The following is a 25,394-nucleotide window of genomic DNA, read 5'->3' as shown; positions in this document are numbered from 1 at the left end:
TCACAGCCTCTTTTCGACGAGCACCTCGACGCGGCGATTCAAGGCTCGCCCCTCGCGCGTGCTGTCGCTGGCCACAGGATCGGTGGCAGCCCGGCCCTCCGAATGGACGCGATCCTGCGGCACTCCGTTTTGAACCAGCATGTCGGCAATCGTCCGGGCGCGAGCCTCGGATAGTCGCTGGTTGGTCGACAGCGGGTTGGTCTTTTGCAAAGGAACGCTGTCAGTATGGCCGACCACCGTGATGTTTCCGATCAGCTCCTGATTGGCGAGGATCACCTTGGCGATCGAACCAATCAAGGGTTCGAAACCATCGGTCAGTTGTGGCCGCGATGACTGGAATAGCTCGGGGTTGGAGGCCTGGATGATCAGCTTGGCCAGTGAAACGCTCTCGGTGCCGCTGAGAGCGGATTTGAGCTCGGCCGGCGCCCCCGCCTGGAATTCCGGCAACAGCGCGAAATCCACTTTTTCCGGTGGCGGGGCGTCGACTTTGGGCGACGCGCGGATGATGTCGCCGCGGGCAGGCGGTGGCAGGGCACGAACAAGTGCGGAAAGCTCGACCGCCTGGCTGCTCAGTCCCATCGACAGCCCGATATGGATCGCCGCGGCTGCAACCGCAGCACCGAGCGCCATGACCCAGATCGGCACGATGAAGCGCTGCGGCTGGTCGGAGGCGATGACACCTTTCCAGTTTGGCGCTAAAGGCGCGCCTTCGGCGTCGGCATTGCGCAGGAAGCGGGCCGCCGCCACGCGAACCGCATTGAGCGAGCGGTCGCCTGAGCGGCCGGGCACGCGATATTTGCCACGGAAGCCGAGCGCCAGGCAATGGTACTGCAGTTCAAGCAATTCTCGGTCCCGGTTAGGATGTCGTTCCAGTTCGTCGAGTCGCGTGAAGAATTGCGTGCCGGCATCGACATCGCCGCGCAGCATGACGACGAGCGGCTGCCGCGGCCAGGCGCTGGCCCCGCCCCAAGGCGTGTTCAGGGCCAGATCGTCGAGCAACGCAGCCACCACCCAGGCTGCCTGGTCGGCTCGCTCCATCGAGGACCCCGTCGACATAGCCGTGTCGCGTGCCCGAACCAGTTCTTCGAGCAAGCGGGTGCGCAAGACTTCCGGATTGTCTGGCGGCATTGCGCTTTCGAGCTCGGGAGCGAACTCGAGCAAGGGCGCAAAGGCGTTGACAAGCGCGTTCGGGTGGGTGCGAGAGCGTTTTACCAGTGCGCCCGGCGAAAGTGGCGCCATGGGCCTTGGCATCGGCGCGCCGCTCAATCGTATGCGAGTGCGTTCGCGATCCTCCGACAGTCCGAAAGGATCATCGCGGCTCATGATCTCACCTGTTCACCGAATAGCAGTCCACCTGCGGCTCGCTTGGCAACACGCCCGAAACACCGATGACGAAGCCTGGTGCGTCGAGCAGCGAGGCCCAGTGTTCGCTTTTCTGATCCAATTCGAGGCACAGTCGATCGCCGTCGTAGGGGATTTCGCGTGGCTGGGAATGAAGCGGCTTTAGCGGAATGCCCGGCAAGCGCGATTTCCAGAGGCCCTCGAACTCGTCGGCCGAGCCGACGGTCGCCTGATTGACGAAGATCTTGCGCAAGGCATCCTCCGACAGCTCCGAGCCGACCCGGATGACGATGCGGCTGGCCACCAACAGCTTTGGGTTGTCGATGCGAATTTTCCAGACATTGGTCGAGTGCCGCATGACGGGCAGCGCACGCGATTTCGGCTCGATGTAGCGAAGGCTGAGAATGAGCGAGCGCAGCGCATCCGCCAGCGCCGAATAGGCAGGGCCGGGCGCCATGTGATCGTAAGCGGGCAACTCGCCCAGCCGCCGCGCGCTCGATCCGTAAGTTGCCATCGAACCGGCGAGCCCGGCGAGTTCCAGGTAAAGCTCGGCCGGATGGAAGACATCCTGCGCCAGCATGTGAGCCAGTCGCGGACGCGCCGCATTGGCGAGGTTGAGCATCAACAGGTCTTCGACGCTGCGCCCAGGCCCGCCCATGACCATCTTGCCATGCGCCTCGGCGATCTGGTCGAGGCCGGTGACAACTTCCAGAAGCAATTGCCGATACCAGGCCACCGCGCCGGTAACCAGTGCCGGTGGCAGGAAGCTCTCGTCCAGAGAGACGCCGCCATCGGCTCGAACTCCGTTGAGGTCGGCTATCGGCAAGGCGGTGTAGCCACCAACCGACTTGCCAGGTGCAAGCAGCAGCGCCTGCGGACGGGCGATTTCGATTTCTTCAGGATCCGAACCGCCCTGGACAGCGTCGCGCACCGAAACGATCCGCCCGTGATATCGCGCTCCAGAGGCGGCGGCGTGTGCCGGATCGAAGCCGGCACCACCGGGAGGCTCCAGCGGCAAGGCGACCAGCACTGGCCCTGCGCCCGTCTCGGGGGTGACCGGCAGCGGTCGCGGCGCGTCCATCAAATCCGGAATGGAAAAAGGTGTCCCATCCGGGAAGATGCCCCGGGCCGACAGGATCGCGACCTGGCCGGCTTCCAGCAATGCCTGGTCCAGCGTCAGCTGTCGAAAGCCGAACGTATGCAGTTGTCCGGCCTGCAACGCGCCGCGCACCGTCGCCTCGAAGAAACGATCCTGCTGCTGGAAATGCTGGGTTCGCAGGAAAAGTCCTTCGGACCATAGCACCCTGTTTGCATCGCTCATGCCGCTACTCTCTGCATTGAGCTCCCTTACCTTGGCTGCTAGGCGGAGATGCCGCCGCTGCCCAACGTGACATTGATGGTGAACTTTGATCCCGGCGACACCGACTTGGTTGTCCGCCAGTTCCTGCCGCCAGGTTCGCGGATCAGTGCAACGAAGCCCAGAGCCGTCGCGTCCGGCTCGACCGTGATGGTCTTGGATGCGGATTTTCCGGGCCCGACGGCGATCTGGTCGGAACCGATAAGATCTCCTGCGAGTGCGCTGCCGGCATCCCCCTGCAGCGCAAAATAGTCGGCGGAATTGAATTTGCCGGTGCTTTTTAACCGCATCACGAGAACCGTCACCGGCCGGTCGCCGCCACCTGGCCCCGGATTCATGCCGGCCCCGCCGGTCACGTTGACGGTGATCACCGACGGCTTTGGCGGACCGCTCTGGCACGCTGCAACCAGCCCGGTCGCGCCCAGGGCAATCATCAATTCACGTCGGTCGATCATGGCTTACTCCTCCTCATATGCATCTCGAAAATCAGTGCCGATTTCGCCAAGGAAGCTTTTTTCCGCGCTTTCGGCGATTTCGCGATGGCGTTTTTGATAGAGCTCCCACAGCTTGGCGCCGCGCCCGCCCGAAAGCAGGGTGCCGATCGCCGAATTCGATTTCAGCTCGTCCTCGATCGCTGCGGGATCGAAACGATCGATCATCCGTCGCAAAGCGGCCTGTATGCCTCGCCAAGCGCGCACGTGATGTTGCGCGAGATCGCGAACTGCATCGGCGATTGCCGCCTCCCCGGCGAGAAATCCGGGGCTGCGCTCGGCGACCAGCGTCACGATGGCGTCGTCGACCGTCGGCAGAAATTTGAGCGGATTGACTTCGGAGGCACCGACCATTGTCTGGGCGACGCGAGCATTTCCTTTCTCCTCGGTCCGCTTGCGCAGAAGCTGCATCAGCCCTTCCATCATCAGCCGGTATTCGCGGCCGAACTTCTCCATTTCCACGATGCTGTCGCGCCCGGGGAAATCGGCTTCCTCGACGCCCATGCCGCGCAAGAAGGCGGCGCGGAGCGCCATCTCGGCGGGCTGCGCGCTTGCCGGCGGGCGGGCAGGTTTGGAAGCAGCACCCATGCGCGCTGGAGGCAGGACATCGGCCGGTTGCGCGGGAATATCCCAGGGATTGGCGGATGGTGGCCGTTGGGCAATGCGCTCGCGCTGGCCGGTCGAGGCCGAGTTATTTGTCGAACTGGGCGAGGAGACCGGTCCGAAACCAAAATCATCGTTGAAGTCGGACAGCTTTCCCGCTGCGGATTCAGCTCCGTGGCTGGGAGGGGGGGGCCGGTCGAGGCTGAATGGATCCGCCCGGCTGCCCACCCCGCCCTGCTCGACATAAGCGGCGGCGTTTTTCGACACCGGCGTTGAAACCGGATCGAGGCTGAACGGGTCGTCGAAAGCAGGCGAGTTGCGCTGGCCGGAAGACGCGCGCTCGAACGCCCCTGGGATCGGCTGCTCGAACGGGTTCGGCAGATCAGCAGGTCGAGGCCGTTGCGGCGCTTCTTCGACCTTGGCGGAAAAGAAGTCATCGCGGCCGATGCTTACCGGCGCCCGCGATGCCGCTGGCAGACGTTCTGGTACCGGCTGGATGACTGCGGGCGCTTGAGCGGCCGCGATCTGCAGGTCGACACAGACGACGTAATCGCCCAGCCTGAGCCGCATGCCGCTTTGAAGGCGTGCGGACCTGCCTGGACCAAGCGGGCTATCGGAATCGTTTATGAACAAACCGCTGCTCGATGTGTCGGTGACGAAATATCCATCTCGCCCGCCAGAGATTTTGCAGTGAGCACGTGAAACGAACATGTCGGGATCATCGATCTGCCAGCCTGCATCGGCGCTGCGGCCGATCACCAGCTCACCTTCGTCCAGGCGAGTTTGCCGCACCGCCTGGGTGCGTGGCCCTTGCTCTAGCGTTAGCAGCAGACTCATGCCGCGCCCCCCGCCATTTCCGGCCGCCATCCGACGATTGTGCGCAGCCGCATATCATCAGCATCTCCCCTTTCAGCGGGTCGCGCAAGCCAGGCGGTTCGCCCGAGCTGCACCGCTCCAATACGGGGCGGCGGCACTGCTTCACGCGCAAGCACGATACGCAGATCGACATCGAGAGATTCTCCGACCATGTCGCGAACCGCGTGCTGGAACAGTTTGAGCCGCTGGCTGCCCGGCAGGAATGTCTTGAAATCATCATACTTCAAAGGGCCGACCCGCAGTTCGATCCTGCTTTGGCGGGTGAAAACGCGTGGGCCGATCGTCGCCCCCCGACCGAGCACAGCAAAGGATTTTGCGAGGCGGGTCTGGAGGCCTGCTGGTATGATTGTCCAGGCGGCGACGAATTCCTTGATCTTTACCGGCACCTTGAAGGCTTCCGCCAGGAACAGTGTCAGTCGTTCCGGGCCCTCGACCTGGCTGGCGAGCGAAGCCGCCTGGCGAAGCTTCACCACGTCGAGATCGATGTTTCGGGTGCCGGGAAGTCCGATACCGGCCATGGCCGCAAGCATGGCGCGAACCCGGCCACCGACCGCGCGTTCAACCTGAACGGCCGGATTCGCATCCGCCCACGCCCGATAGTAAAGGGCGATCATGCGGTGCTGCAGAATGTTGACGAAATCGACGAAAGTAGTGTCGCTGGTCAGCTGTGCGTTGGCCCCGGCGAACCACCGCTGCGACAGCCGGTCGAGCACCCAGCGCGTCAGATGCAGCGGCATTGGACCCTCGGGGCCCAAGAGACCCAGATTTGCAATCGTGACCCGGGCCGGCTTGCCGTTGTCGGCTTCGCGGAAATGGACTAGGTCCCTGGCCGAGAAGGCGAGGCGCACATGCTGGCCAAGCCTTGCCGGCTCACGGTCGGGACGGCCGGAATGGCCGAACACGGCATTTTGCTGTTCGAGACGGCGCAGCAATTCGAAAAAGTCGAACCCTTCGGACAGACCTTCAGCGGGGTTTGGGCTGGGCTTGTCTAGATCAGGGAGCGATTGCCGGGCGTCATCGGCCATGGCACATCCTCCTGCTTCTGCAGCAGCCGCGTGCGGGTCCGCACGAAACCGTTTATTCCGGCATATCGGGCGAACAGCCGCGCCAGCAAAGCCGAAAGCAGCAAAGTGCTTTGGCCAGCCAGGATGGATTCATCGACATGCAACGTCACCTCGGTGCCGCGTCCGAAGCACATCGGCCCCTCGATCTGAAGCCGCTCCACGACGGGCCGCGAGTCGATGCGGGCGATCGAATGTACATTGCGAGCCAGGCTGGGATCGCCTCGGTCGGCATAGATATCGAGAAGCGCATGCAACGGGTCGACGCCGCGGCCCTCCTTGGCAAGGCTGAGGAAGTTGAGCATGAGCTGTGCCACCAACCGCCAGGCGAGATCGTCGGCGCGCGATTCACCCTCGGCCCCTGTGGGCAGTGCTGCGGGGATCGCCGGCTGCGGTGGACGCAGGGCTCCAAGGAGCCTGACGATTTCGACCGGGTCGCCGGCCTCAAGCGTCAATGTGGGATTGTCATCGAGGATCGGCAGGTCACGATTGGTGCACAGTGCTACGACGTCGAGACGCTTCAGAGGTCGGTACGCCGGGCTTGCGAGCGGTCGCGATACGGCCAGGAAAACGTCGTCGCCGGTGTATGACGTGCGCGTTAGACCGTCGCGCCGTTCGTCTTCGGTCGCGCGCCGAGGGCGCCGCTCGGTTGAGTAGACCCACCCACTGCCGCTGTTCTGCCCCAGGCTGAACAGTTCCGGAATTTCGGCGTCGTTGCCTTCGGTGTCGGCGTCCTCAACACGAATGATCCGATAGATTTCAAAGTCGCGCGCCCTCGTGCGGTCTGCATGCAAAACCTGGCGTGTCTTACGCGCATCGATCTCGACGACGTTGCACTCACGTTCGAAAAGATTGATGATCGGCGTTGCGAAAAGTTCGAAGTCGGCCGATGTCAGATCGGCCAACTCTGGCACCGGACGCCTGAATTGGAAGACGATCTCAAGCCCTCCGTCGCATCGACGCACGACAGGCTGTAGCCCCGAAACCCGCACATAGTGGAAGCGCTCGGGCATTATGAAGTATTCTCGCAGGAGGCGATATCCTTCGAATGTCGGGCGGGTACGCGGCATCAAGGCTTCGTCGTCGCTGATGCCAACCATTTCGGGCGCTGGCAAGGGCGACAACGGGTTGCTCTTGCCCTCAGCGCGTGCGCCAACGCTTGAGCAAGTGCCGAAGATCGCGTCGAATAGCAGCGGCGCCTTGGTTCGCCCGGCAAAATAAATATCGAGCCGGTCGAGCGTCAATTCGTGGAGCTTGCCTTTACCGGTCGGGGCCAGCGTGATGCGGAGCGCCGCCTCGCCGCGCACACCGCCGACCGTGGCCATCCCGGCCGCCGCCAACGCGCTGCGGTCCTGAAAATAGCTGACCGAAGTGATTGCTATCGGCCACAGGGTCGTCTCTTGCGCGGTCGAGAAAGTGCAGCGCGTCGAAAGGCCGGGCCGCAGGCTGGAAACCAGCCGGGTGTTGCGCCTGACGACGTGGCCGTCGAGCATGGTCTGGACCTGCTGGCCTGGTTTGAGCACCACCATCGCCGTTGCCGGCGCCGGGGTGACCAGATCGGGATAAAGAACGTCGAGCACACTGCGCGAAAATCGCGAACGCTCGGCGTCGACCTTTAGCCGGGTGCGCGCCGCGAGGAAAGCCACGCCATCCAGCAGCCGCTCAACATAGGGGTCCGGACAGGGGACCGTGTCGAGGGAAAGGTTGCGCGCGACCGCTGGATGCATATCGGCAAATTCGGCCGCAAGGCCGCGGATGTGGGTCAACTCCTCCTCGTAATATTCGACGAAGACCCGATCCATCTCAGGCGTCCCTGATTTCGGTCCGCGCCGCGCCGTTATCGAGATTGATCGTAGTGCGCAGGCGCATGCGTTCCGGTGTCGGGGTTATGATCAGCACACCGTCAATCTCGATCTTGAGGCCGGCGGTCTTGTCGCCAAGCGTCACTGTGACCTTTGTTGCGCTTTCCTTGAGGCGGGGCTCGAAGGTGGCGAGCACCGCACGGATCTCACGCGCCAGCACATCGCGATCAAAGTCGCGCGAAGACCTGCCCGAGAAGGAGGGGACGCCGTAATTGACCACGCTCCGGCGCACCTCCGGGAAATCTGCGAGCGACGGTGGGTTGTCCGATACCTGTTCATTTTCCAGATCGGACAGGAGCGGCGTGGCCTCGAAGCGCTCGGTGTTGAAGAGCGCCTCGACGTCACGCCGCACTGCTTCTCTGAGCACGCGGGCTGACACCACAACGCCGCGACTTTCGATCTCGACCCGATGCTGGGTCTGAAAGGCCAATCGATGCAGACGCCGTTTTTGCTCGGCTGTGAGTTCGGCATCAGCGTCGATGGCCCGCGCGCTGGCGCCAACGAGGGCGTCGACACGGTCGGCGCCAAGCTCGTCGAGCAAGACATGGCGCAGCCCGTCTATCTCCGAGGTCAGACCAGGCAGGTCATTGACGAGGCGATCCCAAAGCGACGGCTGGACGGCCTCGCTTTTTGCCCGCAAGCTGCCGGTACTGTGCTGCTTGCCAGCGTCGGGTCGCCGACCCTCACTTGCCGACATAGACATCCATTTCGGCTTCATCATTGCCGTCATAGACGAACTTGATCTTCTTGTAGGCGAAGCTGACCTCTTCCTGGATCAGGTCTTCCTCATCCTCGGCCTGCGACATGTCGTATTCCATGATCGAGGCGTCGGTGAGGGTGACGACCAGATAATCCTTAGTCTCGCCATCGATCGTCCGACGTGCCGAGAACACCACTTCATCGAGGGCCTTGTTCTCGAACAAGGCTTTCTTGAGATAAGGCGAAGATTTGTCGTAGTGTTTGATGAACTTGATCATGCCCATGGACACGCGCCCCCGACGTGAGAGCGAATTCGGGTCATAGGGTGCGACCATCTTGTAGTCGACGCCATGGATTTCGATCTCATCATCGTGGCCGTCGCGGGTGCTGGGGCCCTTGATATCGGGAACCTTCAGAAAACCATCAATCTTTACTGGCATTGTCTCTCTCCACCATTGTCAAAAAAAAGATTGTTGTTGCTGCAATCAAGTCTTAACGGACGGCAGTTCCGACACCAGTCGAAGCGAGGCATTGATGCCCTCCAACTGGTAATGCGGGCGCAGATAGAAGCGGGCGTTGTAGTAGCCCGGCCGCCCCTCCACGCTGTCCACTTGGACCTCGGCGGCGGCGAGCGGGCGCTTGGCGCGCGCCTTGTCGTCGGCAAAGGCCGGGTTGGCCAGCACGTAGCGGTTGATCCACTCGGTCAACCAGATCTGCATGTCGGAGCGTTCCTTAAACGACCCGACCTTGTCTCGCGCTATGGCTTTGAGATAGTGCGCAAAGCGCGAAACCGGGAACAAGTAGGGCAAGTTGGCGCTCAGCCGCTCATTAGACTGCGCATCGGGGTCCACCAGTCGGCCGGCGCGCGTTTCGTCGTCCTGTAACGAATGGGCACCGATGAAAGCCGCAAGATCCGTGTTCTTCCGGTGCAGGATCGGCATCAGGCCAAGCTTGGCGAGTTCCGCCTCACGCCGGTCATCAATGGCGACTTCCGTGGGGCATTTCATCGCTATCGACCCATCATCGGTCGGGAAGCTGTGCACCGGCAAATTAAGCACCGTTCCGCCGTTCTCGACGCCGCGGATCTGGGTACCCCAGCCAAACAGCTTGTGGCTGCGGTTGATGTTGACGCCCATCGGGAAGGCGGCGTTCATCCAGACATACTTGTTGTGATCGCCCTGCACCTCTTCCTCGAAGGTGAAGCCCTTCACCGGAACGGTGTCCGTGCCATATGGCAGCCGGGCCAGGACGCGGGGCATGGTCAGCCCGATGTAGCGAGCATCCTCGCTTTCGCGCAGCGACTGCCAGGAGGCATAGGCCGGGTTGGAAACGATCTGCTGCAAATCCTGAGGGTTCGGCAATTCCTGCCAGCTATCCATACGAAACAGTCGAGGCGAGGCGGCCGCGATAAAAGGCGTGTGCGCAGAAGCGCAGATGCCGGAGATGTTGCGTAGCAGACCGACATCGCGCGGGTGGTTGGAAAATTCGTAGGCGCCGATCACGCAGCCGATCGGCTCACCGCCAAGCATCGAATATTCGTCTGTGTAGACTTTCTTGAAGATCGGACTCTGATCCCACATCTGGCCTTCGTAGTCTTCGAGCGTGTCGGCCAGCTGCTCCTTGGAGATGTTCATCACCCGGATTTTAAGCTTCTGGTCGGTCTCGGTGTTGTTGACGAGGTACCACAGGCCGCGCCATGTGCCTTCCATTTCGCGCACTTCCGGCGCGTGCAGGATCTCGTTGACCTGAGCCGTCAGCATCTTGTCGATACCGGCGATCAGCGACTTGATCGACTTGATGGCATTGGACGAGATGGTTGTGGTGTCGGAACGGGACTGCGCTGCGAGCGCGAGATTGCGCACGAGTTGCTGCAGCTTCTCGCTGTCGTCTTTCTTGACCTTGAAATCCTTCTCGAGGAGTCCACTGAATTCTCCAAGGTCTATGGCTTCAGCCTCGGCGGCGAGGGTGGCGGTCTTTTGCTGTTCGGCCATGGTTTATTCTCCCGCCTTGTCGTCGTCAGTCAGCGCCTGGCTGGCGATCTTGCCAAGAAGTGGCTCGTTGTTCAGCAACTGCGCGATACGCTTTTCGGCGTCTACGCGGCCATCCATGAAGCCCAGCAATTCCTCGAGCTGACGACGCATCTTGAGGATCTCGGCCAGTTGCGGAACCTGCTCGGCGATCTTGTCGGGGGCGAAATCGCCCATTTTGGTGAAGGTGAGATCGAGCGCCAGTTCCTCGTCGCGCTCTTGGCCTTCGGCCTGCGGCAGCGTGTTCTTCACCCGCGCTTTGACGCGGGGTCCGAGCGCCTCCATGAACTTGGGGAAGCGGTTCGCGTCGGTCTCGACGAAGGAGCGGTCCAGAACCGACTTTGACGCTTCCTTGGTTTGCGAAGCACCGGAAAGGTCGGCCATCACGCCCATGACAAACGGCAGTTCGATCGTCGTCGGGCTGCCGTAGGTTTCCACGTCATAGGCGATCTGCACCCGTGGCGCGCGATTTCGTTCGATGACCTTGGCTTTGCTTTCGGCTGGCATGTGTCTTACCTTTCATCTTTCTGTGCCGTCTTCTTGACATCGGGAACGCCGGCAAGAAGCCGAAATTCCTTCAGTCCCGACGGGGCGAGATCTTCCATCAGTTCAACGAAATCCATATGCACCATTCGGCGCACGCGCCGCGCCAGGTGCGGGATCGGGCTGGACGGTTCGGTGCTGTCATAGAAGGCGACGACGAGATCGAGGCATTTGACGACATCGTCGCGCGAGGAGATCCGGTCGGGCAGGCCGCTGTCGCCGGATTCTGCGTAGCTTGCCACGCTTGCCATCGTATCGGCTCCATCGCCGTTGCGAACACGTGCTGCCGGTTCTGCTGGCGTCGCGACCGGCTTTGCGAGGCCGTTCGCGGCAGTGGCACCGGTCGCGTTTCGTTCGAGGGTCGTCAGCAGACGCTGCAGAAACCGCTTTAACTCGGGAAGCGTGGCGCCAGCGCCTTCGAGGCGGGAGTTAAAGGCGGCTTCGACGCTCTCGAGAGCGGCGATCGCGGCGCGGGCGTCGGCTATGAGCAACGTCATTTCTGGCCCGGCCTGATCAATCAGCGCCGCGCATGCGCTGCGCACCCGGTTCACCAGTTGGCTGTGCTCGCTTGCCAGCTTCGCCTTCTCGGCCGCATTCAGTCCCGAAGCAGCCTCCTGCAGCATGACCCGCTCGTCAAGCGAACCCTTCTCCAGATCCGCGCCCAGGATCGGCCCAATGGCGCGCGGCGCAAAGAATGTCATTTTCCGCAAATCTTTGAGTAGACCGTCCTGGCTGTTCTGAAGGTCGGTAAGCGCATTGATGCGGCGCAAGGCTGCTTCGCGCGGCGTGGCACCGGACCGCAGGGCCGGATGCATGGTCGTCCAATGCTGATCGACAGTTTGCGCGATGAGGGTCAGGCCGGCAGCCAGGCCGGCCAACCCATGCTCGTTGGCCAGTCCACGCGTAACAATGACGAGAAGGCGCAGGTCCCGGCCGTGAGACCGCAACTCTTCAGCCCTGGTAAGCACGGTAGGCCAGTCTATCGGAACGTCGACTTCAGTGTTTTTGCTGCCTTGGAACTCGACTTTCTTCTGCTGTTCCGTCAGTCGCTCCAGCTCATGAAAGGCCGGGTCGTTGCGCAAATCCTCCCCTGACGGATTTTCACCGTCGAGCGGAGTAAGCCAAAGTGCGACATCAATCACACAGACCCCCAGCGACCGGCCCTCAACGGCACCTGACCCAAGGTTACCACACTGATGTGCCGTACGCCAATTAAAGCCGCTGCTTAAAAGCTAACGAAAGCTGACCACCGCGTGTTCGCTATGGGATGGCTTGGCGAGACTGCCGAACCCAGTCGGCAAAATACACCACACGGGTGCGCGAATTCTTCTGCCGCCAGTGGTTCGGGTTTCCAAAGGCTGACGGCCCCGCGAACGGCCTTGGCGACGCCGTCCATCAGGCGCTTTGTCAAGCGACGGCTTATGTGGCAGGTTGTCGACTGGCAGATTGCAGGAGCAGGTTCGATGGAACAGCGCCGGTCGTCACAGAGCTTCAAGCGTAAGGAACTGGTCGGCAAGCTCAATCCTGTCGGCGTGCGCGCCTTCAAGGCAGCCGCGGACACCGCCAAGCTGCGCGGCAACCCTTACGTCGAACTCGTCCACTTCATCGAGCAACTGGTGCTTTCCGATCGCTCGGACGTGCAAATGATCATCGCCGATGCGGGAGTGGATGCCAGCCGGCTCACGGCCGATATGACCCGCGCCGTGGACAAGCTGCCATACGGCGCCACATCGATCGAGGAATTTTCCGACCACATCTTTCATGCCATCCAGGAGGCCTGGAACTTGGCGACGCTTGAGTTCAGCGTCGAGGAAGTCCGCAGCGCGCATATTCTGCTCGCTTGCCTGAAGACCCCGGTCCTAGAAGGCCTGCTGTCGAAGATCAGCGGCGCATTCGACGAGATCGACGCCGACGCGGTGATCGCGCGGTTCGCCGATGTCATGGAGGGCTCACTCGAAGCTGGCACCTCGACCACGGTCTCCGCAACGGAGATGCCACGGCGGGCTCCGGGTGGGGATTCGGCGCTGGCGAAATACGCCACCGACCTGACCCAGCGCGCCCGCGACGGCAAGATCGATCCCGTCGTCGGCCGCGACCCCGAGATCAGGCAGATCGTTGATGTCCTGATGCGGCGGCGGCAGAACAACCCGATCCTGACGGGCGAAGCCGGGGTAGGCAAGACCGCGGTCGTCGAGGGCTTCGCCTTGCGTATTGCCCAGGGCGATGTGCCGCCGATGCTACAGGGCGTCAGCGTGCGCATGCTCGATGTCGGTTTGATGCAGGCCGGGGCAAGCGTAAAGGGCGAGTTCGAAAAACGGCTTAAGGCTGTAATCGACGAGGTGCAGTCGTCCGAAACACCGGTTATCCTTTTTATCGATGAAGCTCACACCTTGATCGGCGCAGGCGGCGCTGCTGGAACCGGCGACGCGGCCAATCTCCTGAAGCCGGCGCTGGCACGCGGTGAACTGCGTACCATCGCGGCAACGACCTGGGCTGAATACAAGCAGCACATAGAAAAAGACCCGGCGCTGACCCGTCGGTTTCAGGTGATAAAGATCGACGAGCCTTCCGAAGCTGTGGCCGTTCTCATGTTGCGCGGGGTGGCCGGAGTTCTCGAGCAGCACCACCGGGTGCAGATACTGGATGAGGCGATCGAGGCGGCAGTGGGCCTGTCACACCGCTATATCCCGGCGCGGCAACTACCCGACAAGGCGGTAAGCCTTCTCGACACCGCTTGCGCCCGGGTCGCAATCTCGCAGCATGCCACGCCGGCCGAGCTCGAGGATATCATACGGCGTCGCCAGGCGCTGGAGGTCGAGCGCGGCATCATCGATCGTGAGGCGGCGATCGGGATCGAGGTGACCGAACGGCAGGCACGGGTCGACACCGGACTTGCCGAAACAGGGGTCGCGCTGGCTGCCGCGCAACAACGTTGGGACCGCGAAAGAGTTTTAGTTGCCGAGATACTCGAATTGCGTGCCCGGCTGCGCGGCGACGGTATGCCGCTCGATGCGATGGAAACGCCAGCGGATGCCAACGCCTCTGAGTCTGAGTTGCCTGAGATCCAAACGCCCAAGGACAAGGCATCCGATCCCAAAGTGAAAACGGCTGTTGCCGATGGACTTCCACCTGATCCGGTCGCCGATCTTACCCGGTTGCGCGAACGCATGGCTGAACTGGCCGAGGCGCAAGGCGAGGCGCCGCTGATCCTGCCCTCGGTTGATCGAAATGCCGTGGCCGCGGTGGTCCAGGACTGGACCGGCATCCCCACGGGGCGCATGCTGTCGAGCCAGACCGAAAAAGCCCTCCGGCTCGCGGCCACTCTGTGCGAGCGCGTGGTTGGCCAAGAGCATGCCATGGAGATGATCGCCAAGCGTGTGCAGACCAGCCGCGCCGGGCTCGGCGCGCCGGAAAAGCCGGTGGGGGTGTTCCTGCTTTGTGGCCCCTCCGGCGTCGGCAAGACCGAAACCGCGCTGGCCTTGGCGGAGACGCTTTATGGTGGCGAACAGAACCTGATCTCGATCAACATGTCGGAGTTTCAGGAGGCGCATACTGTCTCGACTTTAAAGGGAGCGCCCCCCGGCTATGTCGGCTACGGCAAGGGTGGCCTCCTGACAGAGGCGGTTCGGCGCAAACCCTATTCGGTGATCCTGCTCGACGAGGTCGAGAAGGCGCATCCGGACGTCCATGAAATCTTCTTCCAGGTTTTCGACAAGGGCATGATGGACGACAGCGAAGGGCGGCGCATCGATTTCAAGAACACATTGATCCTGCTCACCTCGAACGTCGGCTCCGAAGTCATCATGGACCGGACGAGGAACGGCACGGTTCGGACCGGCCTCGAAGATCTGGATACGGCCTTGCGCCGGCCGTTGCTGAAGGTTTTTCCGGCGGCGTTTCTTGGACGGGTGGTAACCATTCCTTACTACCCGCTGTCGGATTCGATGATCGAGGCGATCACCCGTCATCAGTTCGCCAGGATCGCTCGCCGGCTGCGTGCAACCAGTGGCGCGGAACTGGTGATCGGCGACGGCGTCATCGATCTGGTCAGGGCACGCTGCACGGAAATCGAATCCGGCGGGCGGATGATCGATGCCATCTTAACCAACACGCTTCTGCCGGAATTAAGCCGCGGCGTGCTCAACCGGTCGCTTGACGGTGAAAAGATGACGAAGGTGACCGTCGGAGCCTCCGACGGGGGCTTTACTTATTTCTTCGAGTAATTTGGGCGGATGGTACCGGCGCATCAAACGGCTTTGTATCCGCGCGGTGGATTGAAGGATGCCTTCCACGGCATGGCGCAAGAGCGCGGCGAGGCTTTTGTCCGCGCTAGCGTGCAAAAGGCAACCAAGCACGCAAATGAGTTCCTTTGGGCGGCTAGACCGCTCGCCGTCGCTTGCCGTCATAGTCCCCAGGTGTGCTCATTCTGGCCCCTGGATTATACTGAACGTGAATATGCGGAAACATAGGCCCTTGATCGTTCACCAGGACTAAATACTTGGCCTTGCCAAGTTCAGAGTTAAGCTCCTGCTGCAAAAAGTATCCTAAAAGGATTGACAACATACCGGTCCCGCGATCCGCCAGCTTTTTCGTCCTAATATCAACCGCATTGCCGGAATGATGCAGGGACCAGCGGGAATGATTATACCACTCTTTTCCAGCAGTAAGCTCAAGCTCAAGCCGCCTCGGCGCATGTTGTCTGAAAACGCGTCGAATTATCGGAATGGCCTCCTGCATTTGCGGGCTGAGGCCGCTTTCAATGGTTCTCTCCCTCATCGCAATCTCCATGAAAAGAAAGCGTCATTCCCTTACCACAACTATCACACCTACGCCTCATCCATGAATATCGCAGGGCCGAGATGGAGCTTTTTGTGAGTGCAAACGTGACGCCTCAGATCGTATGCAGCCGGTGCACCATGCCATGTTGCCGTCGTCGCCCATTTGGCGAGCGGTTCTCTGTCATGCATCGTGGCAGGATCGTCGAGTTCGGCCCACCACCGGATCATTACTGACCCCCACTCAAACGTCGCCGAAACCCGCGACGTAACGTGCTGAAAACAAAAGTAAAACATTCCATAGATAATCAGCAACAATCGGCACGCAGATAGCTACTTTGTCGGCAGGTAGTCGTGCGAAACCATCGTCCCAATTCGCCAAGCGCCCGATGGGCTCACGGCAATTGGGGATTGCTGGTGGATTGCGGTAATTCGTTTGGTTGTACTGGAATTTGATACGAGTGTCATTCCAAGTACCTGGCGACCATCGGCCACGCCGCAAGTTGGCGGCTATCTGCAGCCAGCTTTAAAAGCCAATGACCATCCACGGATCGGTGTCGTATCCGAGGCGCGGCTTTTCCGGGGTTGCTCCATCCGGCATTTTGGCTGTGCCAGTCAAACCGCAGTCCAGATCTCTCACCTGCTTCTTGGTCGAATGCTTCGTAGAGCACAGGGCCGCAGCATCACCGACCACCACTTTCTTTTCCTTGGCAATGGTGCCACCAGTCGCAGCGATCATGATAGCCGCGCAAAATATAGCAACTCTCATCGTACTCCCCCACGGTTGCGCATCCTCAAGATGCCGGACATTACGTTACGTCATTTTTATATTAGCACAAGCGAATATTTAATCGTCACGCCCGCCTCCTGCCAATGGCCTCGAGGCGGGCTGCTCTTCCATTTCGCGATGGCCTTCACGCCAAGCTCGTCCGCTGGATCATCGCCACGAGCGATGCCGACAACGTGATGACCGTCGGCGGCGAGCCGCGCCGAGAGCGCGCGGCCGATGCCCTTGCTGGCGCCGGTGACGAGAAATGTTCGCTTTGTCATGATGTCTCTACCTGTCGTGAAAGAAGGGCGGTCAGGCGCACCCAGATCCAGGATCTGCGCGGGCACAGGGCGACTCCGCCGGAACCTATGGAGGTCGTCTCGACCGGCAGGAGTGCGTGGCGCTGCGCCGGACTCCTGCTCGGCCTATCGTCGTGTCAGGCGGCCCTGCTTGCGGCGCCATTCTTCGAATAGGTGGGGAAGTCCGTGTACCCCACCTCGCCATTGCGGGTGTAATAGACGGACCGGTCCGCTACGGCCAATGGCCAGCCGCTCCGAAGACGCTCGACGAGATCCGGGTTCGCGATATACGGCCTGCCGAAGGCAATCAGGTCCACCAGCCCGGTATCGAGCGCTGCCTGGGCGCGCTCGACGTCATTGAAGCCGCCGCACCAGATGAACGCGCCGGGGAACGACGCTCGCGCCTTGGCGAGCATGTCGTGGTCGAGATGGCGCGCCTCGAATGTGGCCGATTCCATGTTGCCGTCGGGCAGCAGTTCGTAGAGCAGATGGACATAGGCCACGCCACGGCGCCCGAGCTGCTCGACGATGTACAGGAACGTCTCCTCGACGAGCGGATCAGCGGGCATTGAACCATATTTGCCGAACGGTGAGAGGCGAACCCCCACGCGTCCCGCGCCGAATTCCGCCACGACCGCGTCGACGACTTCCATCAGGAAGCGCGCACGATCTTCCATGCTGCCGCCGCCGTAGCGGTCGGTACGGGTGTTGAGCACCGAGTTCATGAACTGCTCGATCAGATAGCCGTTGGCGGCATGGATCTCGATGCCGTCAAACCCGACCTCCCGCGCATTGGCGGCGGCTTTGGCGAAGGTTCCCACCATGGCCGTCACTTCCTCGGTGCTGAGCGGCCTCGGCGTCTCTGCCGCCATGAAGCGCAACCGGCCGTCCGGGCCATGGGCGAACACCTCTGAGCCGACGGCCTGTTCCGCGGTCACGCCCACTGGCGCCTGGCCGTTCGGCAGAAGCGAGGAATGCGCCAGTCGGCCGACATGCCACAGCTGCATGAAGATGGTGCCGCCCTGACGATGAACCTCTTCGGTCACCGGGCGCCAGGCCTGCTTCTGGGCTTCGGAGTGAATCCCGGGAATCCGCGCGTAGCCGTGGCTGGACTGATCCACGTCGTTGACTTCGGAGATGATCAGGCCGGCGCTAGCTCGCTGACCGTAATATTTGACGGTCAGTTCGTTCGGGAGGTCGCCATCTGTCGGAAGAGCACCCTCGGAGGTGCGGGTGCGCGTCATCGGCGGCATGACGATGCGGCTCGTGAGGTGGACGGGACCTAGATCGAAGGAATCGAATAGAGAGGGCATGGGGCGGCTCCTGTGGAGAATTAAAGCTCCAGAAGATATAAAGGGATACTCCTCAGCAGATTAGTGCCGGCCTGAAGCTACAATAGGCGGATGAACTCGCGTTTCGATGGCATCGCCGAATTCGTAGCCGTTATTCGGCTCGGTAGTTTCACCGCGGTTGCGGCGGAAATGGGCATGGCCAAGTCCGCGATCGGCCGGGCGGTGTCGCGTCTGGAGGCGCGCTTGGGCTCCAAGCTGCTCCACCGGACGACCCGCCGCCTGACCTTGACGCCTGCCGGAGAGGCCTGGCTGGAGCACTGCGTCGCGGCACTCGACGAACTTGAGCGTGGCGAGAGCGCCCTCGCGCTCGCGCGGGACACGCCTGGCGGCGAAGTCCGCATCGATCTCCCGACGGCGTTCGGTCGACTGCACGTCATGCCCGTACTGTTAGGGGTTGCGAAACGCTATCCAGCGCTGAACCTCAATGTCAGCTTCACCGACCGGCGGGTCGACCTGATCGGCGAAAACATCGACCTCGCCGTGCGTATCGGCAATCTTGAGGATTCGACCGACCTCGTCGCGCGACAGATTGGGGTCCAGCAGACGGTGATAGTCGGAGCACCTGGCTATCTCGCACGGCGGGGCGTTCCGCGATCCTGGAGCGATCTTGCCGGACACGATTGCATCGTCGGACGACGGCAAGGCAACCGCATCGCCTGGCTGATGAAGCAACCCGACGGCTCGACAGCGCGGCAGGCCGTCCCCGTCAAGCATGAACTGCAGGATTTCGAGACGGTGCTAATGGCCGCTAAGGCAGGACACGGTCTGACGCAACTTCCGTCATGGATGGTGGAAGGCGATCTTCAAGACGGGGCCCTTCAGATTGTCCTGGAGGGCCTGTCAGGCGGCGAACTGCCGATCAGCGTCCTGTGGCCGCAGACAAAGGCGCTGCCGGCGAAGATTCGCGTTACCATAGACGGCCTCGTTCAGTGGTCGCTTGTTTCAACGAGTGTCGCTGCCTAGCAACGTCTTACTTGGAGCAGTCTCAAATCGGCTGTCCGCCGTCGATCCGCCTAATCGCCTCGAAGAGCCGATCACAGGATTTTGCCAGGTTCTTGCCCGGCGTGGTGGCGACCCCGAGCAAGAGGCCGGATTCGGCAGTTGCGGGCGACGCATACCACGCGGAGAGCGGTGCGGGCGACATCCCGAAGGCCGAAACCTCGCGCGCCACGGCAATGTCCGATATTTCCCTCGGCAGCTTCAGCAGCACGGCCAGGCCCGGCGTTGCAATCTGGTCAGCATTCACATTCGCCCAAAGCTGCTCGAGCAACGTCGCGCGCCTTGCGACATAGGCCCGCTTCGTGCGGCGGAGATGGCGAATATAGTGGCCCTCCCGCATGAATTCGGCGGTCGCGAGCTGCACTGCCGGCCCCGGGGCGGGCGCTAAGCACGCCGCGACTTCAGCGAAAGCGCATACGAGGCTGGCCGGCACGATTGCGAAACCCAGCCGAAGGGTCGGGCTGATTGTCTTGCTGAAGGACCCGATGTGAATGACGCGCCCGTCGCGGTCGAGCGACGCGAGCGCCGGCGCGGCCCTGCCGGTCAGCTGAAGCTCGCTCAGATAATCGTCTTCGATCACCCAGGCCTGGGTCGAAGCTGCCCATTCGAGCAGGCGCAGGCGCCGCTCGAGCGACAAGGTCGAGCCGAGCGGCGCATGTTGACCCGGTGTGACCAGGGCAAGCTTCGCGGTCGGATGCTGGCACAGTGCGTCATCGAGATCGATGCCGTTGCAATCGACCGGGACCGGAGCGAGAGACAAACCGGCGAGTTCGAGCCCCTTTCGGGTCCATGGGAAACTGGGCTCCTCGATCCAGGCGGTCTCCCCCGCCAGCTTCAGAACGGATAGCGCCAGGCCGAGCCCCGCACCGAAACCTCCAGTGATAATGACCTGCGACGGCAGACAGATGATGCCCCGTGCTACGGCGAGGTAGCCAGCGATTTCCCGCCTCAACTCGAGTTCGCCGCGAGGATCGGGGTAGAGGGCGGCGGCAGCGGCTTCGGCGCGGATGGCGTGCGCGCGTATCCGCGCGAACAAGGTGGCGGGGAAGATATCGCTTGCGGGGATGCCCATCTGGAAGATCCGGGGACCCTGTGTCATCTCCTGATAAATCCGCATGAAGGAGCCTTCATCCGGCACCGGCTCGGATTTCGCGACGGTGCGGGGGCGCTGTGCGACGCGCGTTCCCTCAGCTGGCGTTGCCTCGATCAACTGGGCGGCCGCGAGCTTCTCATAGGCGGTCCGGACGGTGCCGCGCGCGACGCCCAGCTGTGCTGCCAGGTCCTGCCATGAGGGCAACCGTGCGCCTGGTTCCAGCGCGCCTTCCTCGATTGCGACGGCCACGCCCTTGCGAATTTGCTCCGCAAGGGAAGTCTTGGCGGCGCGATCCAAATCCAGGTCCAGCGGCTTGCTCATGAAGCCTCAGTACACGATTTTTTTGCGTTCTTGGTGCTTTTTCCTGGCCCGATTCGCCGGCATCTAGACGGGCAAGGAGATGCCAATGCGAATTCGTGCCATTTTCACCGCCGCCTGCGCCGCGATTGCCATCGTCGGGCCGGCCTGGGCGCGCGACGACCAATCGGAGAGGGTCACGCCGAAGTTCGAGCAGGTGATCCCCAACATCCCCGGCAAATCGATGGTCGTCGTCGAGGTCGATTATGCGCCGGGCGCCGCTTCGCAGCCGCACCGGCATGCCAGGTCCGCCTTTATCTTCGCCTATGTCGTCTCGGGCGAGATCGAGTCCAAGGTGAACGATGGCGAGACCCGCATCTACAAAGCGGGCGAGAGTTGGTCGGAGCTGCCCAACGCAACCCATTCGGTCAGCCGCAACGCCAGCAAGACCAGGCCAGCGAAGCTGCTTGCGGTCTTCGTCGTCGATTCCGACGACAAGGCCCTCACTACTCCCCTCAATTGAACGGATCGGAACGATGGCCAAGAGGCTCGACTACAACCAGATCGCCCCGAGCGGCGCCAAGGCGCTCGGCACCGTCTACGGCTATGTTCTCCAGAGCGGCTTGCCTGCCGAACTGGTCGAGCTCGTCTATCTGCGGGTCTCCCAGATCAACAACTGCGCCTATTGCCTTGACATGCACACGCGTGACCTCGTCAAGAAGGGCGTGAAGATCGAGAAGATCGCGCTGGTGCAAGCCTGGCAGGAAGGCGGCAGCCTGTTCAGCGAGAGAGAGCGCGCCGCGCTTCGCTGGGCCGAGAGCGTGACCAATGTTGCACAGACCGGGGTTCCGGACGCCGCCTATGAAGCCGTGCGTGCCGTCTTCGATGAAAAGCAGCTCGTCGACCTGACGATCGCGATCAGCCTGATGAACAGCTACAACCGAATGGCCATCAGCTTTCGGAATACGCCCCAGGCCGTTCTCGAGAATTGATGGAGCAGAATAATGAATGGTAACGTGATTTCCAGGATCAAGATCCCGGACAGCAAATTGGCGCGCGAGGCGACCGAGTTCGTTCGCGACAGCAAATCGAGTTCCTTTTCAATCACTCTGTTCGCTTGCGCCTTCTGGTGATCGTAACCTGACAGATGGCGGCCCTAAGGAGAGGCGGCTCAACTCGCAAGCCGGCAGCCCCATTGTCGTCGGTCAGGAGTGTGCACGGCGATTCCGAAACCGGCCGTTCCGTATGCGGCCTGAGAAGCGGTACACTCACGTTTCAGCTTGGACTTTGCAGCTATTCCCGCTTGCATCGCGACCGAACTCGCGACCGAAGCGCTCGGAGAGGACGGCTTGAAGGCTTACGGCTCAATGACTGCGTTTCAGCGCATGGGCGATCCGGCAGAGCTCGGGGCGGCGGCACCCTTCCTCGCCTCATCGGACAGCAGCTTCATGACAGCGAGGTAGCGGTCGACGGCGGCCTAGCCCAACTCTGACAGCCGTCTTCCAAGTTCATTGAGCAGGCCTTCTCAGGTGCAAACTGGTCAAGGGTTTCAATCATTTGATCGCTGCCATCCTTGACCAGGATCCGGCCGTAAAGGGCGGCAGGAGAGTCATATTCCTGGCGAGCGATGATGAAGACGCCGCGGCGCAGATTGGTACGCTCGCGGAAAATCTCGGCTTTGCGCCGATAAAGCTAGGCGGGCTTTCCGAAGGCGACTGCTCGTGCAGGCGCGCAGGAACAACTGGGGCCGGCTGGTCTTCAAGGACCTGGTCAAGTTTGACTGATGAACATGACGTCCCCACCGGCAGGGACACGATGCACGCATCGGATCGAGCACTATCCGATGCGTGCGGCCGAGGTGATGCTTGGAAGCAAACGATGAAGTGCTCCGCCTCTCGTCAGCAGTATGATGAATACTTAGTTTTGACGGTCGAGCGCAGCAGAAGCCGATCCGGTCGACGGGTTCGCCAGGATGGCGCCCGTAATGATGCGAAAGAGATGATCGGCCCGCGGCGCGAATGAGGGTTGGTCGACCGCCCAGCCGAGCGCCGTCATCAGGGCGAACAGGTCATCCCCATTCATGTCGGGCCGCGCCGCGCCTTCGGCCTGTGCGCGGAGCAGCAGTCGCGCGCTCGCCGAGTGCACCGCTGCGCATGAAGCGTAAAGAGCGGAGTTCGGATTCGTGTGGGCGGCGGCCATCATGGCGACGACGCCCCTATAGCTTTGGGCGAACGCCAACCACTCCTGGAACCAGGAGATGAGCGCTTCGTCAGGCGAATCCGAGGTTTCGAGTTCATCTGCCCTCTGAGTCAGTGCGTCCAGATTCGTACACAGCAGCGCCTCGAACAGGGCTTCTCGCGTCGGGAAATGACGAAGCAGCGTGGCTAACCCGACCTCGGCCCGACGGGCGATATCGCGCATGGACGCATTGATACCGTGCTCGGCGACGACGTCACGCGCGACCGCGAGGATATGGCTGTAATTTTTTTTTGCGTCGGCTCGCATGAGATGCCTTGATAAGCGGATCAGTGATCCGTATATGTGGATCGATGATCCAGTTACTAAGCGGATCGGTGAACCACTAAATAGAGTGCGTCTGCACAAATGGCAACAAAGGCGCTGCCCGCCCCGCAAGGAAAATGAACATGAGCACTACCAGCATCATCGGGTCAGGCGGTATGACCGCAGCGATCGGCGACCTTGCCGCCAAGGCCGGACACACCGTCGAGGTGATGAGCCGCGACAGTGCCAAGTCGCGGGCGCTGGCCGAGCAGGTCGGAGCCGGCGCGACGACCGGAACGTTTGGCGCCGCTCCGGTCGGGGACATTGTCATCCTGGCGGTTCCCTATTCGGCCGTTCTCGACGTGGTGAAGCAGTACGGCGAAAAGCTGGCAGGCAAGCTCATTGTCGACATCACCAACCCCATCAAATCCGACTTCACGGGTTTCTTGACTCCTGAAGACAGTTTCGGCGCGCAGGAGATCGCCAAGGTTGCTCCTGCCAATGCCACTATCGTCAAGGCGTTCAACACCCAGAACGCCCGGGTCTTGGCTGCCGGTCCAATCGGGGGCCATCCTTTGGACGTGTTCATCGCCGGGGACGACTCTCAAGCGAAGGCGCGCGTCTCGGCGTTCATCGACAGCCTCGGACTACGTCCGATGGATACCGGGCGGCTGATTATGGCCCGAACGCTGGAGCACGCCTGCATGCTGTGGCTGGGCCTCATGACCCACTCCGTCAAACACACCAACTTCTCAATCCGCGTCAGCCTCCTCGGCTGAGCCCGCGGCACCACGTCTCGCATCACATTACCCAAGGAGCAGCAGCATGCGCGTTTTCGTTACTGGCGGGACCGGCCATATCGGTTCGTATGTCATCCCCGAGCTCATCGCGGCCGGACATGAGGTCATTGGCCTGGCCCGGTCGGACACGTCCGCGACTGCGGTATCGGCACTCGGCGCCAAGGTACGTCGCGGGGATATCACCGACCTCGATCGGCTCAAGGTCGCGGCGGCGGAGTCCGACGGCGTCATCCACGTCGCGCACCGGCAAGACCTGCTGCCCTCCGGCGGGATCGACGCCGTGGCAGCCGCGGAGCTCCAGATCATGCTCGCCTACGGCGAGGCGCTGGCGGGGACCGGAAAGCCGCTCGTCGTCTCAGGGAGCATCGGCTCGCCGGGGTGGGAAGGCCTGGGCCGGCCAGCCACCGAGGAAGATCCGGCTCTTCCCGGCGGCGAAGCATACAAGGGCACCCTGCGGGTTCGCAACGCCGTGGAACTCGCCGTGATCGGCTTAGCGGGACGGGGCGTGCGGTCTTCGGTCGTCCGAATTCCTCCCATCGCGCACAGCACGACCGATGCCGGCTTCCTCCAGCTGCTGATCGGTCTCGCGAAGGAGAAGGGCGTAATCGGTTACCCCGGAGACGGCGCGAACCTCTGGCCGGCTGTGCATGCCCGCGACCTGGCCTCCCTGTTCCGCCTGGCGCTGGAGAAGGAGCCGGCTGGCAAATATTGGCACGGGATTGAGGGTGAGGGCATCCGGTTCCGCGAGATCGCTGAGGCCATTGGCAGCCGTATGGGCATGCCTGCTGTGCCCATCCCTGCGGACGTACTGATGTTGCCGGGCTTCTTCGGCTTTCTCGCGAACTTGGTCACGCTGGACCTTCCGGCGTCCAACGCCATCACCCGCCAGACGCTCGGCTGGGAGCCAGCTCAGCCGGGCCTGCTCGAGGACCTCGACAACGGCCATTACTTCCCGGCGGATCGTATCGCGATCCCGTGATCCGTCCACCCAACTCACAAGGAGACAACACATGAGCACTATCAGCATCATCGGCTCAGGAGCCATGGCCGCCGCGATCGCGGGCCGTGCCGCCAAGGCCGGACATACCGTCGAGGTTGTCAGCCGCGACCCCGCCAAGGCGCGGGTGCTCGTCGACCAACTTGGAGTCGGAGCGACCACCGGGACATACGGCGCCGCCCCCGCGGGCGACATCGTCATCCTCGCCGTGCCGTACAGCGGTGCCGCGGCGGCGGTAGTCGACTTTGGGAAAGCGCTCGATGGCAAGGTGATCGTCGACATCGCCAACCCGGTTGCCCCCGACCTCTCAGGCCTCGTCACGCCCCACGGCAGTTCCGGCGCGCAGGAGACCGCAAAGGGCCTCCCCGCCGGCGCGCATGTTGTGAAGGCATTCAACACGATCTTTGGTCACGTGCTTGCGAAGGGCGGACGCCTCGACGCGTTCATCGCAGCCGACGATGCGGAGGCGAAAGCGCGCGTCTCGACGTTTCTCGAAAGTCTCGGGCTGCGTCCGCTCGACGTGGGCGGCTTGCACATGGCCCAGACGCTGGAGGCGCTCGGTTTGATGATGATTGGCCTCGCCAAAAACGGCGCCGGCACCTGGGACTTCGCCATGAACGTCGATATCGGCTGAACCACCGACATCAGCCC

23 protein-coding genes and 3 pseudogenes are annotated in these 25,394 nt (G+C 62.1%); 9 read left to right on the top strand and 17 right to left on the bottom strand.

Annotation, left to right across the window (positions count from 1 at the left end; genetic code table 11):
• The 11 genes from icmH to tssA are packed head-to-tail and all read right to left on the bottom strand — an operon-like array spanning nt 1 to nt 12,002.
• Nucleotides 1–1,323, bottom strand: a complete 1,323-nt coding sequence (icmH, locus tag FJ949_RS18965) for a type IVB secretion system protein IcmH/DotU (RefSeq protein WP_140498293.1) — start codon at nt 1,321–1,323, stop codon at nt 1–3.
• A gap of 4 nt (nt 1,324–1,327) precedes the next feature.
• Nucleotides 1,328–2,662, bottom strand: coding sequence for a type VI secretion system baseplate subunit TssK (gene tssK, locus FJ949_RS18960; protein WP_140498292.1), 1,335 nt, complete (start codon nt 2,660–2,662; stop codon nt 1,328–1,330).
• A 38-nt stretch (nt 2,663–2,700) separates the two neighbouring features.
• Nucleotides 2,701–3,153, bottom strand: coding sequence for a type VI secretion system lipoprotein TssJ (gene tssJ, locus FJ949_RS18955; RefSeq protein ID WP_140498291.1), 453 nt, complete (start codon nt 3,151–3,153; stop codon nt 2,701–2,703).
• Between the two features lie 3 nt (nt 3,154–3,156).
• Nucleotides 3,157–4,629 carry a type VI secretion system-associated FHA domain protein TagH gene (gene tagH / locus FJ949_RS18950; protein ID WP_140498536.1) on the bottom strand — a complete coding sequence of 491 codons (1,473 nt, stop codon included), beginning with the start codon at nt 4,627–4,629 and terminating at the stop codon, nt 3,157–3,159.
• Nucleotides 4,626–5,693 carry a type VI secretion system baseplate subunit TssG gene (gene tssG / locus FJ949_RS18945; RefSeq protein ID WP_140498290.1) on the bottom strand — a complete coding sequence of 356 codons (1,068 nt, stop codon included), beginning with the start codon at nt 5,691–5,693 and terminating at the stop codon, nt 4,626–4,628. Before tssG ends, tagH begins: the two co-directional genes overlap by 4 nt.
• Nucleotides 5,657–7,531: a type VI secretion system baseplate subunit TssF gene (gene tssF, locus FJ949_RS18940; RefSeq protein WP_140498289.1), complete on the bottom strand. Its 1,875-nt coding sequence runs from the start codon at nt 7,529–7,531 to the stop codon at nt 5,657–5,659. The genes tssG and tssF overlap by 37 nt, the downstream gene beginning before the upstream one ends.
• A gap of 1 nt (nt 7,532) precedes the next feature.
• The gene (gene tssE, locus FJ949_RS18935) at nt 7,533–8,288 is read right to left on the bottom strand and encodes a type VI secretion system baseplate subunit TssE (RefSeq protein WP_140498535.1); all 756 of its coding nucleotides are present in this window, start codon (nt 8,286–8,288) and stop codon (nt 7,533–7,535) included.
• Nucleotides 8,275–8,730 carry an Hcp family type VI secretion system effector gene (locus FJ949_RS18930; RefSeq protein ID WP_115143971.1) on the bottom strand — a complete coding sequence of 152 codons (456 nt, stop codon included), beginning with the start codon at nt 8,728–8,730 and terminating at the stop codon, nt 8,275–8,277. Before FJ949_RS18930 ends, tssE begins: the two co-directional genes overlap by 14 nt.
• A gap of 45 nt (nt 8,731–8,775) precedes the next feature.
• Nucleotides 8,776–10,281: a type VI secretion system contractile sheath large subunit gene (gene tssC / locus FJ949_RS18925; RefSeq protein WP_140498288.1), complete on the bottom strand. Its 1,506-nt coding sequence runs from the start codon at nt 10,279–10,281 to the stop codon at nt 8,776–8,778.
• 3 nt (nt 10,282–10,284) lie between these two features.
• The gene (gene tssB, locus FJ949_RS18920; protein WP_140498287.1) at nt 10,285–10,824 is read right to left on the bottom strand and encodes a type VI secretion system contractile sheath small subunit; all 540 of its coding nucleotides are present in this window, start codon (nt 10,822–10,824) and stop codon (nt 10,285–10,287) included.
• Nucleotides 10,825–10,829: 5 nt separating this feature from the next.
• On the bottom strand, nt 10,830–12,002 hold the full coding sequence (gene tssA / locus FJ949_RS18915) for a type VI secretion system protein TssA (protein ID WP_140498286.1): 1,173 nt from the start codon (nt 12,000–12,002) through the stop codon (nt 10,830–10,832).
• Between the two features lie 321 nt (nt 12,003–12,323).
• On the opposite strand from tssA, the gene tssH reads away from it, so the two are divergent.
• Nucleotides 12,324–15,083 (top strand): type VI secretion system ATPase TssH, encoded by a 2,760-nt coding sequence (gene tssH, locus FJ949_RS18910; protein WP_140498285.1) that lies wholly within the window; start codon nt 12,324–12,326, stop codon nt 15,081–15,083.
• A 154-nt stretch (nt 15,084–15,237) separates the two neighbouring features.
• Here tssH and FJ949_RS18905 read toward each other — a convergent pair whose 3' ends face one another.
• From FJ949_RS18905 to FJ949_RS18890, 4 genes and pseudogenes are all read right to left on the bottom strand, one after another.
• The gene (locus tag FJ949_RS18905) at nt 15,238–15,636 is read right to left on the bottom strand and encodes a hypothetical protein (RefSeq protein ID WP_140498284.1); all 399 of its coding nucleotides are present in this window, start codon (nt 15,634–15,636) and stop codon (nt 15,238–15,240) included.
• 525 nt (nt 15,637–16,161) lie between these two features.
• A complete protein-coding gene (locus tag FJ949_RS18900) occupies nt 16,162–16,374 on the bottom strand; it encodes a hypothetical protein (protein WP_181168590.1) in 213 nt (70 codons plus the stop codon).
• Nucleotides 16,375–16,568: 194 nt separating this feature from the next.
• Nucleotides 16,569–16,685: pseudogene (locus FJ949_RS18895) on the bottom strand (SDR family NAD(P)-dependent oxidoreductase); the annotation flags it as partial.
• A gap of 155 nt (nt 16,686–16,840) precedes the next feature.
• A complete protein-coding gene (locus FJ949_RS18890; RefSeq protein WP_140498282.1) occupies nt 16,841–18,016 on the bottom strand; it encodes an alkene reductase in 1,176 nt (391 codons plus the stop codon).
• Between the two features lie 90 nt (nt 18,017–18,106).
• Here FJ949_RS18890 and FJ949_RS18885 point away from each other — a divergent pair, with 90 nt between their 5' ends.
• Complete coding sequence (locus tag FJ949_RS18885) at nt 18,107–19,018, top strand: LysR family transcriptional regulator (protein ID WP_140498281.1); 912 nt, start codon at nt 18,107–18,109, stop codon at nt 19,016–19,018.
• A 22-nt stretch (nt 19,019–19,040) separates the two neighbouring features.
• Here FJ949_RS18885 and FJ949_RS18880 read toward each other — a convergent pair whose 3' ends face one another.
• Entirely contained in the window at nt 19,041–20,468 is a 1,428-nt protein-coding gene (locus FJ949_RS18880) for a PLP-dependent aminotransferase family protein (RefSeq protein WP_140498280.1), read from the bottom strand.
• Between the two features lie 85 nt (nt 20,469–20,553).
• Here FJ949_RS18880 and FJ949_RS18875 point away from each other — a divergent pair, with 85 nt between their 5' ends.
• The 4 genes and pseudogenes from FJ949_RS18875 to FJ949_RS30705 all read left to right on the top strand — a co-directional run.
• Nucleotides 20,554–20,967, top strand: coding sequence for a cupin domain-containing protein (locus FJ949_RS18875; RefSeq protein WP_140498279.1), 414 nt, complete (start codon nt 20,554–20,556; stop codon nt 20,965–20,967).
• A 13-nt stretch (nt 20,968–20,980) separates the two neighbouring features.
• On the top strand, nt 20,981–21,436 hold the full coding sequence (locus tag FJ949_RS18870) for a carboxymuconolactone decarboxylase family protein (RefSeq protein ID WP_140498278.1): 456 nt from the start codon (nt 20,981–20,983) through the stop codon (nt 21,434–21,436).
• Between the two features lie 318 nt (nt 21,437–21,754).
• A pseudogene (locus FJ949_RS18865) lies at nt 21,755–21,936 on the top strand (SDR family oxidoreductase); the annotation flags it as partial.
• Nucleotides 21,937–22,228, top strand: a pseudogene (locus tag FJ949_RS30705) (NADP oxidoreductase coenzyme); the annotation flags it as partial.
• 133 nt (nt 22,229–22,361) lie between these two features.
• On the opposite strand, the gene FJ949_RS18855 reads toward FJ949_RS30705, so the two are convergent.
• Nucleotides 22,362–22,949: a TetR/AcrR family transcriptional regulator gene (locus tag FJ949_RS18855; RefSeq protein WP_140498277.1), complete on the bottom strand. Its 588-nt coding sequence runs from the start codon at nt 22,947–22,949 to the stop codon at nt 22,362–22,364.
• Nucleotides 22,950–23,089: 140 nt separating this feature from the next.
• Here FJ949_RS18855 and FJ949_RS18850 point away from each other — a divergent pair, with 140 nt between their 5' ends.
• From FJ949_RS18850 to FJ949_RS18840, 3 genes are read left to right on the top strand one after another with little or no spacing between them, the layout of a single operon-like run.
• Nucleotides 23,090–23,725, top strand: coding sequence for an NADPH-dependent F420 reductase (locus FJ949_RS18850; protein WP_140498276.1), 636 nt, complete (start codon nt 23,090–23,092; stop codon nt 23,723–23,725).
• A gap of 46 nt (nt 23,726–23,771) precedes the next feature.
• On the top strand, nt 23,772–24,725 hold the full coding sequence (locus tag FJ949_RS18845; protein WP_140498275.1) for an SDR family oxidoreductase: 954 nt from the start codon (nt 23,772–23,774) through the stop codon (nt 24,723–24,725).
• A 31-nt stretch (nt 24,726–24,756) separates the two neighbouring features.
• Complete coding sequence (locus FJ949_RS18840; protein WP_140498274.1) at nt 24,757–25,377, top strand: NAD(P)-binding domain-containing protein; 621 nt, start codon at nt 24,757–24,759, stop codon at nt 25,375–25,377.
• Nucleotides 25,378–25,394: the final 17 nt, after the last annotated feature.

It is taken from the genome of Mesorhizobium sp. B2-4-1 (genome assembly GCF_006442185.1).
Taxonomy (GTDB): domain Bacteria; phylum Pseudomonadota; class Alphaproteobacteria; order Rhizobiales; family Rhizobiaceae; genus Mesorhizobium.
This window is presented reverse-complemented; position numbering and strand designations above follow the sequence as displayed.

Bases quoted from the DNA above. Each gene is read 5' to 3' on its own strand.
- FJ949_RS18845 (WP_140498275.1), top strand. From the start codon at position 23,772: ATGCGCGTTTTCGTTACTGGCGGGACCGGCCATATCGGTTCGTATGTC.
- tssH (WP_140498285.1), top strand. From the start codon at position 12,324: ATGGAACAGCGCCGGTCGTCACAGAGCTTCAAGCGTAAGGAACTGGTC.
- FJ949_RS18885 (WP_140498281.1), top strand. From the start codon at position 18,107: ATGAACTCGCGTTTCGATGGCATCGCCGAATTCGTAGCCGTTATTCGG.
- FJ949_RS18840 (WP_140498274.1), top strand. From the start codon at position 24,757: ATGAGCACTATCAGCATCATCGGCTCAGGAGCCATGGCCGCCGCGATC.
- tssE (WP_140498535.1), bottom strand. From the start codon at position 8,288: ATGTCGGCAAGTGAGGGTCGGCGACCCGACGCTGGCAAGCAGCACAGT.
- FJ949_RS18850 (WP_140498276.1), top strand. From the start codon at position 23,090: ATGAGCACTACCAGCATCATCGGGTCAGGCGGTATGACCGCAGCGATC.
- FJ949_RS18875 (WP_140498279.1), top strand. From the start codon at position 20,554: ATGCGAATTCGTGCCATTTTCACCGCCGCCTGCGCCGCGATTGCCATC.
- FJ949_RS18890 (WP_140498282.1), bottom strand. From the start codon at position 18,016: ATGCCCTCTCTATTCGATTCCTTCGATCTAGGTCCCGTCCACCTCACG.
- icmH (WP_140498293.1), bottom strand. From the start codon at position 1,323: ATGAGCCGCGATGATCCTTTCGGACTGTCGGAGGATCGCGAACGCACT.
- FJ949_RS18870 (WP_140498278.1), top strand. From the start codon at position 20,981: ATGGCCAAGAGGCTCGACTACAACCAGATCGCCCCGAGCGGCGCCAAG.
- FJ949_RS18855 (WP_140498277.1), bottom strand. From the start codon at position 22,949: ATGCGAGCCGACGCAAAAAAAAATTACAGCCATATCCTCGCGGTCGCG.
- FJ949_RS18880 (WP_140498280.1), bottom strand. From the start codon at position 20,468: ATGAGCAAGCCGCTGGACCTGGATTTGGATCGCGCCGCCAAGACTTCC.
- tssC (WP_140498288.1), bottom strand. From the start codon at position 10,281: ATGGCCGAACAGCAAAAGACCGCCACCCTCGCCGCCGAGGCTGAAGCC.
- tssB (WP_140498287.1), bottom strand. From the start codon at position 10,824: ATGCCAGCCGAAAGCAAAGCCAAGGTCATCGAACGAAATCGCGCGCCA.
- tssJ (WP_140498291.1), bottom strand. From the start codon at position 3,153: ATGATCGACCGACGTGAATTGATGATTGCCCTGGGCGCGACCGGGCTG.
- tssF (WP_140498289.1), bottom strand. From the start codon at position 7,531: ATGGATCGGGTCTTCGTCGAATATTACGAGGAGGAGTTGACCCACATC.
- FJ949_RS18900 (WP_181168590.1), bottom strand. From the start codon at position 16,374: ATGATCGCTGCGACTGGTGGCACCATTGCCAAGGAAAAGAAAGTGGTG.
- FJ949_RS18930 (WP_115143971.1), bottom strand. From the start codon at position 8,730: ATGCCAGTAAAGATTGATGGTTTTCTGAAGGTTCCCGATATCAAGGGC.
- FJ949_RS18905 (WP_140498284.1), bottom strand. From the start codon at position 15,636: ATGAGGGAGAGAACCATTGAAAGCGGCCTCAGCCCGCAAATGCAGGAG.
- tssG (WP_140498290.1), bottom strand. From the start codon at position 5,693: ATGGCCGATGACGCCCGGCAATCGCTCCCTGATCTAGACAAGCCCAGC.
- tagH (WP_140498536.1), bottom strand. From the start codon at position 4,629: ATGAGTCTGCTGCTAACGCTAGAGCAAGGGCCACGCACCCAGGCGGTG.
- tssK (WP_140498292.1), bottom strand. From the start codon at position 2,662: ATGAGCGATGCAAACAGGGTGCTATGGTCCGAAGGACTTTTCCTGCGA.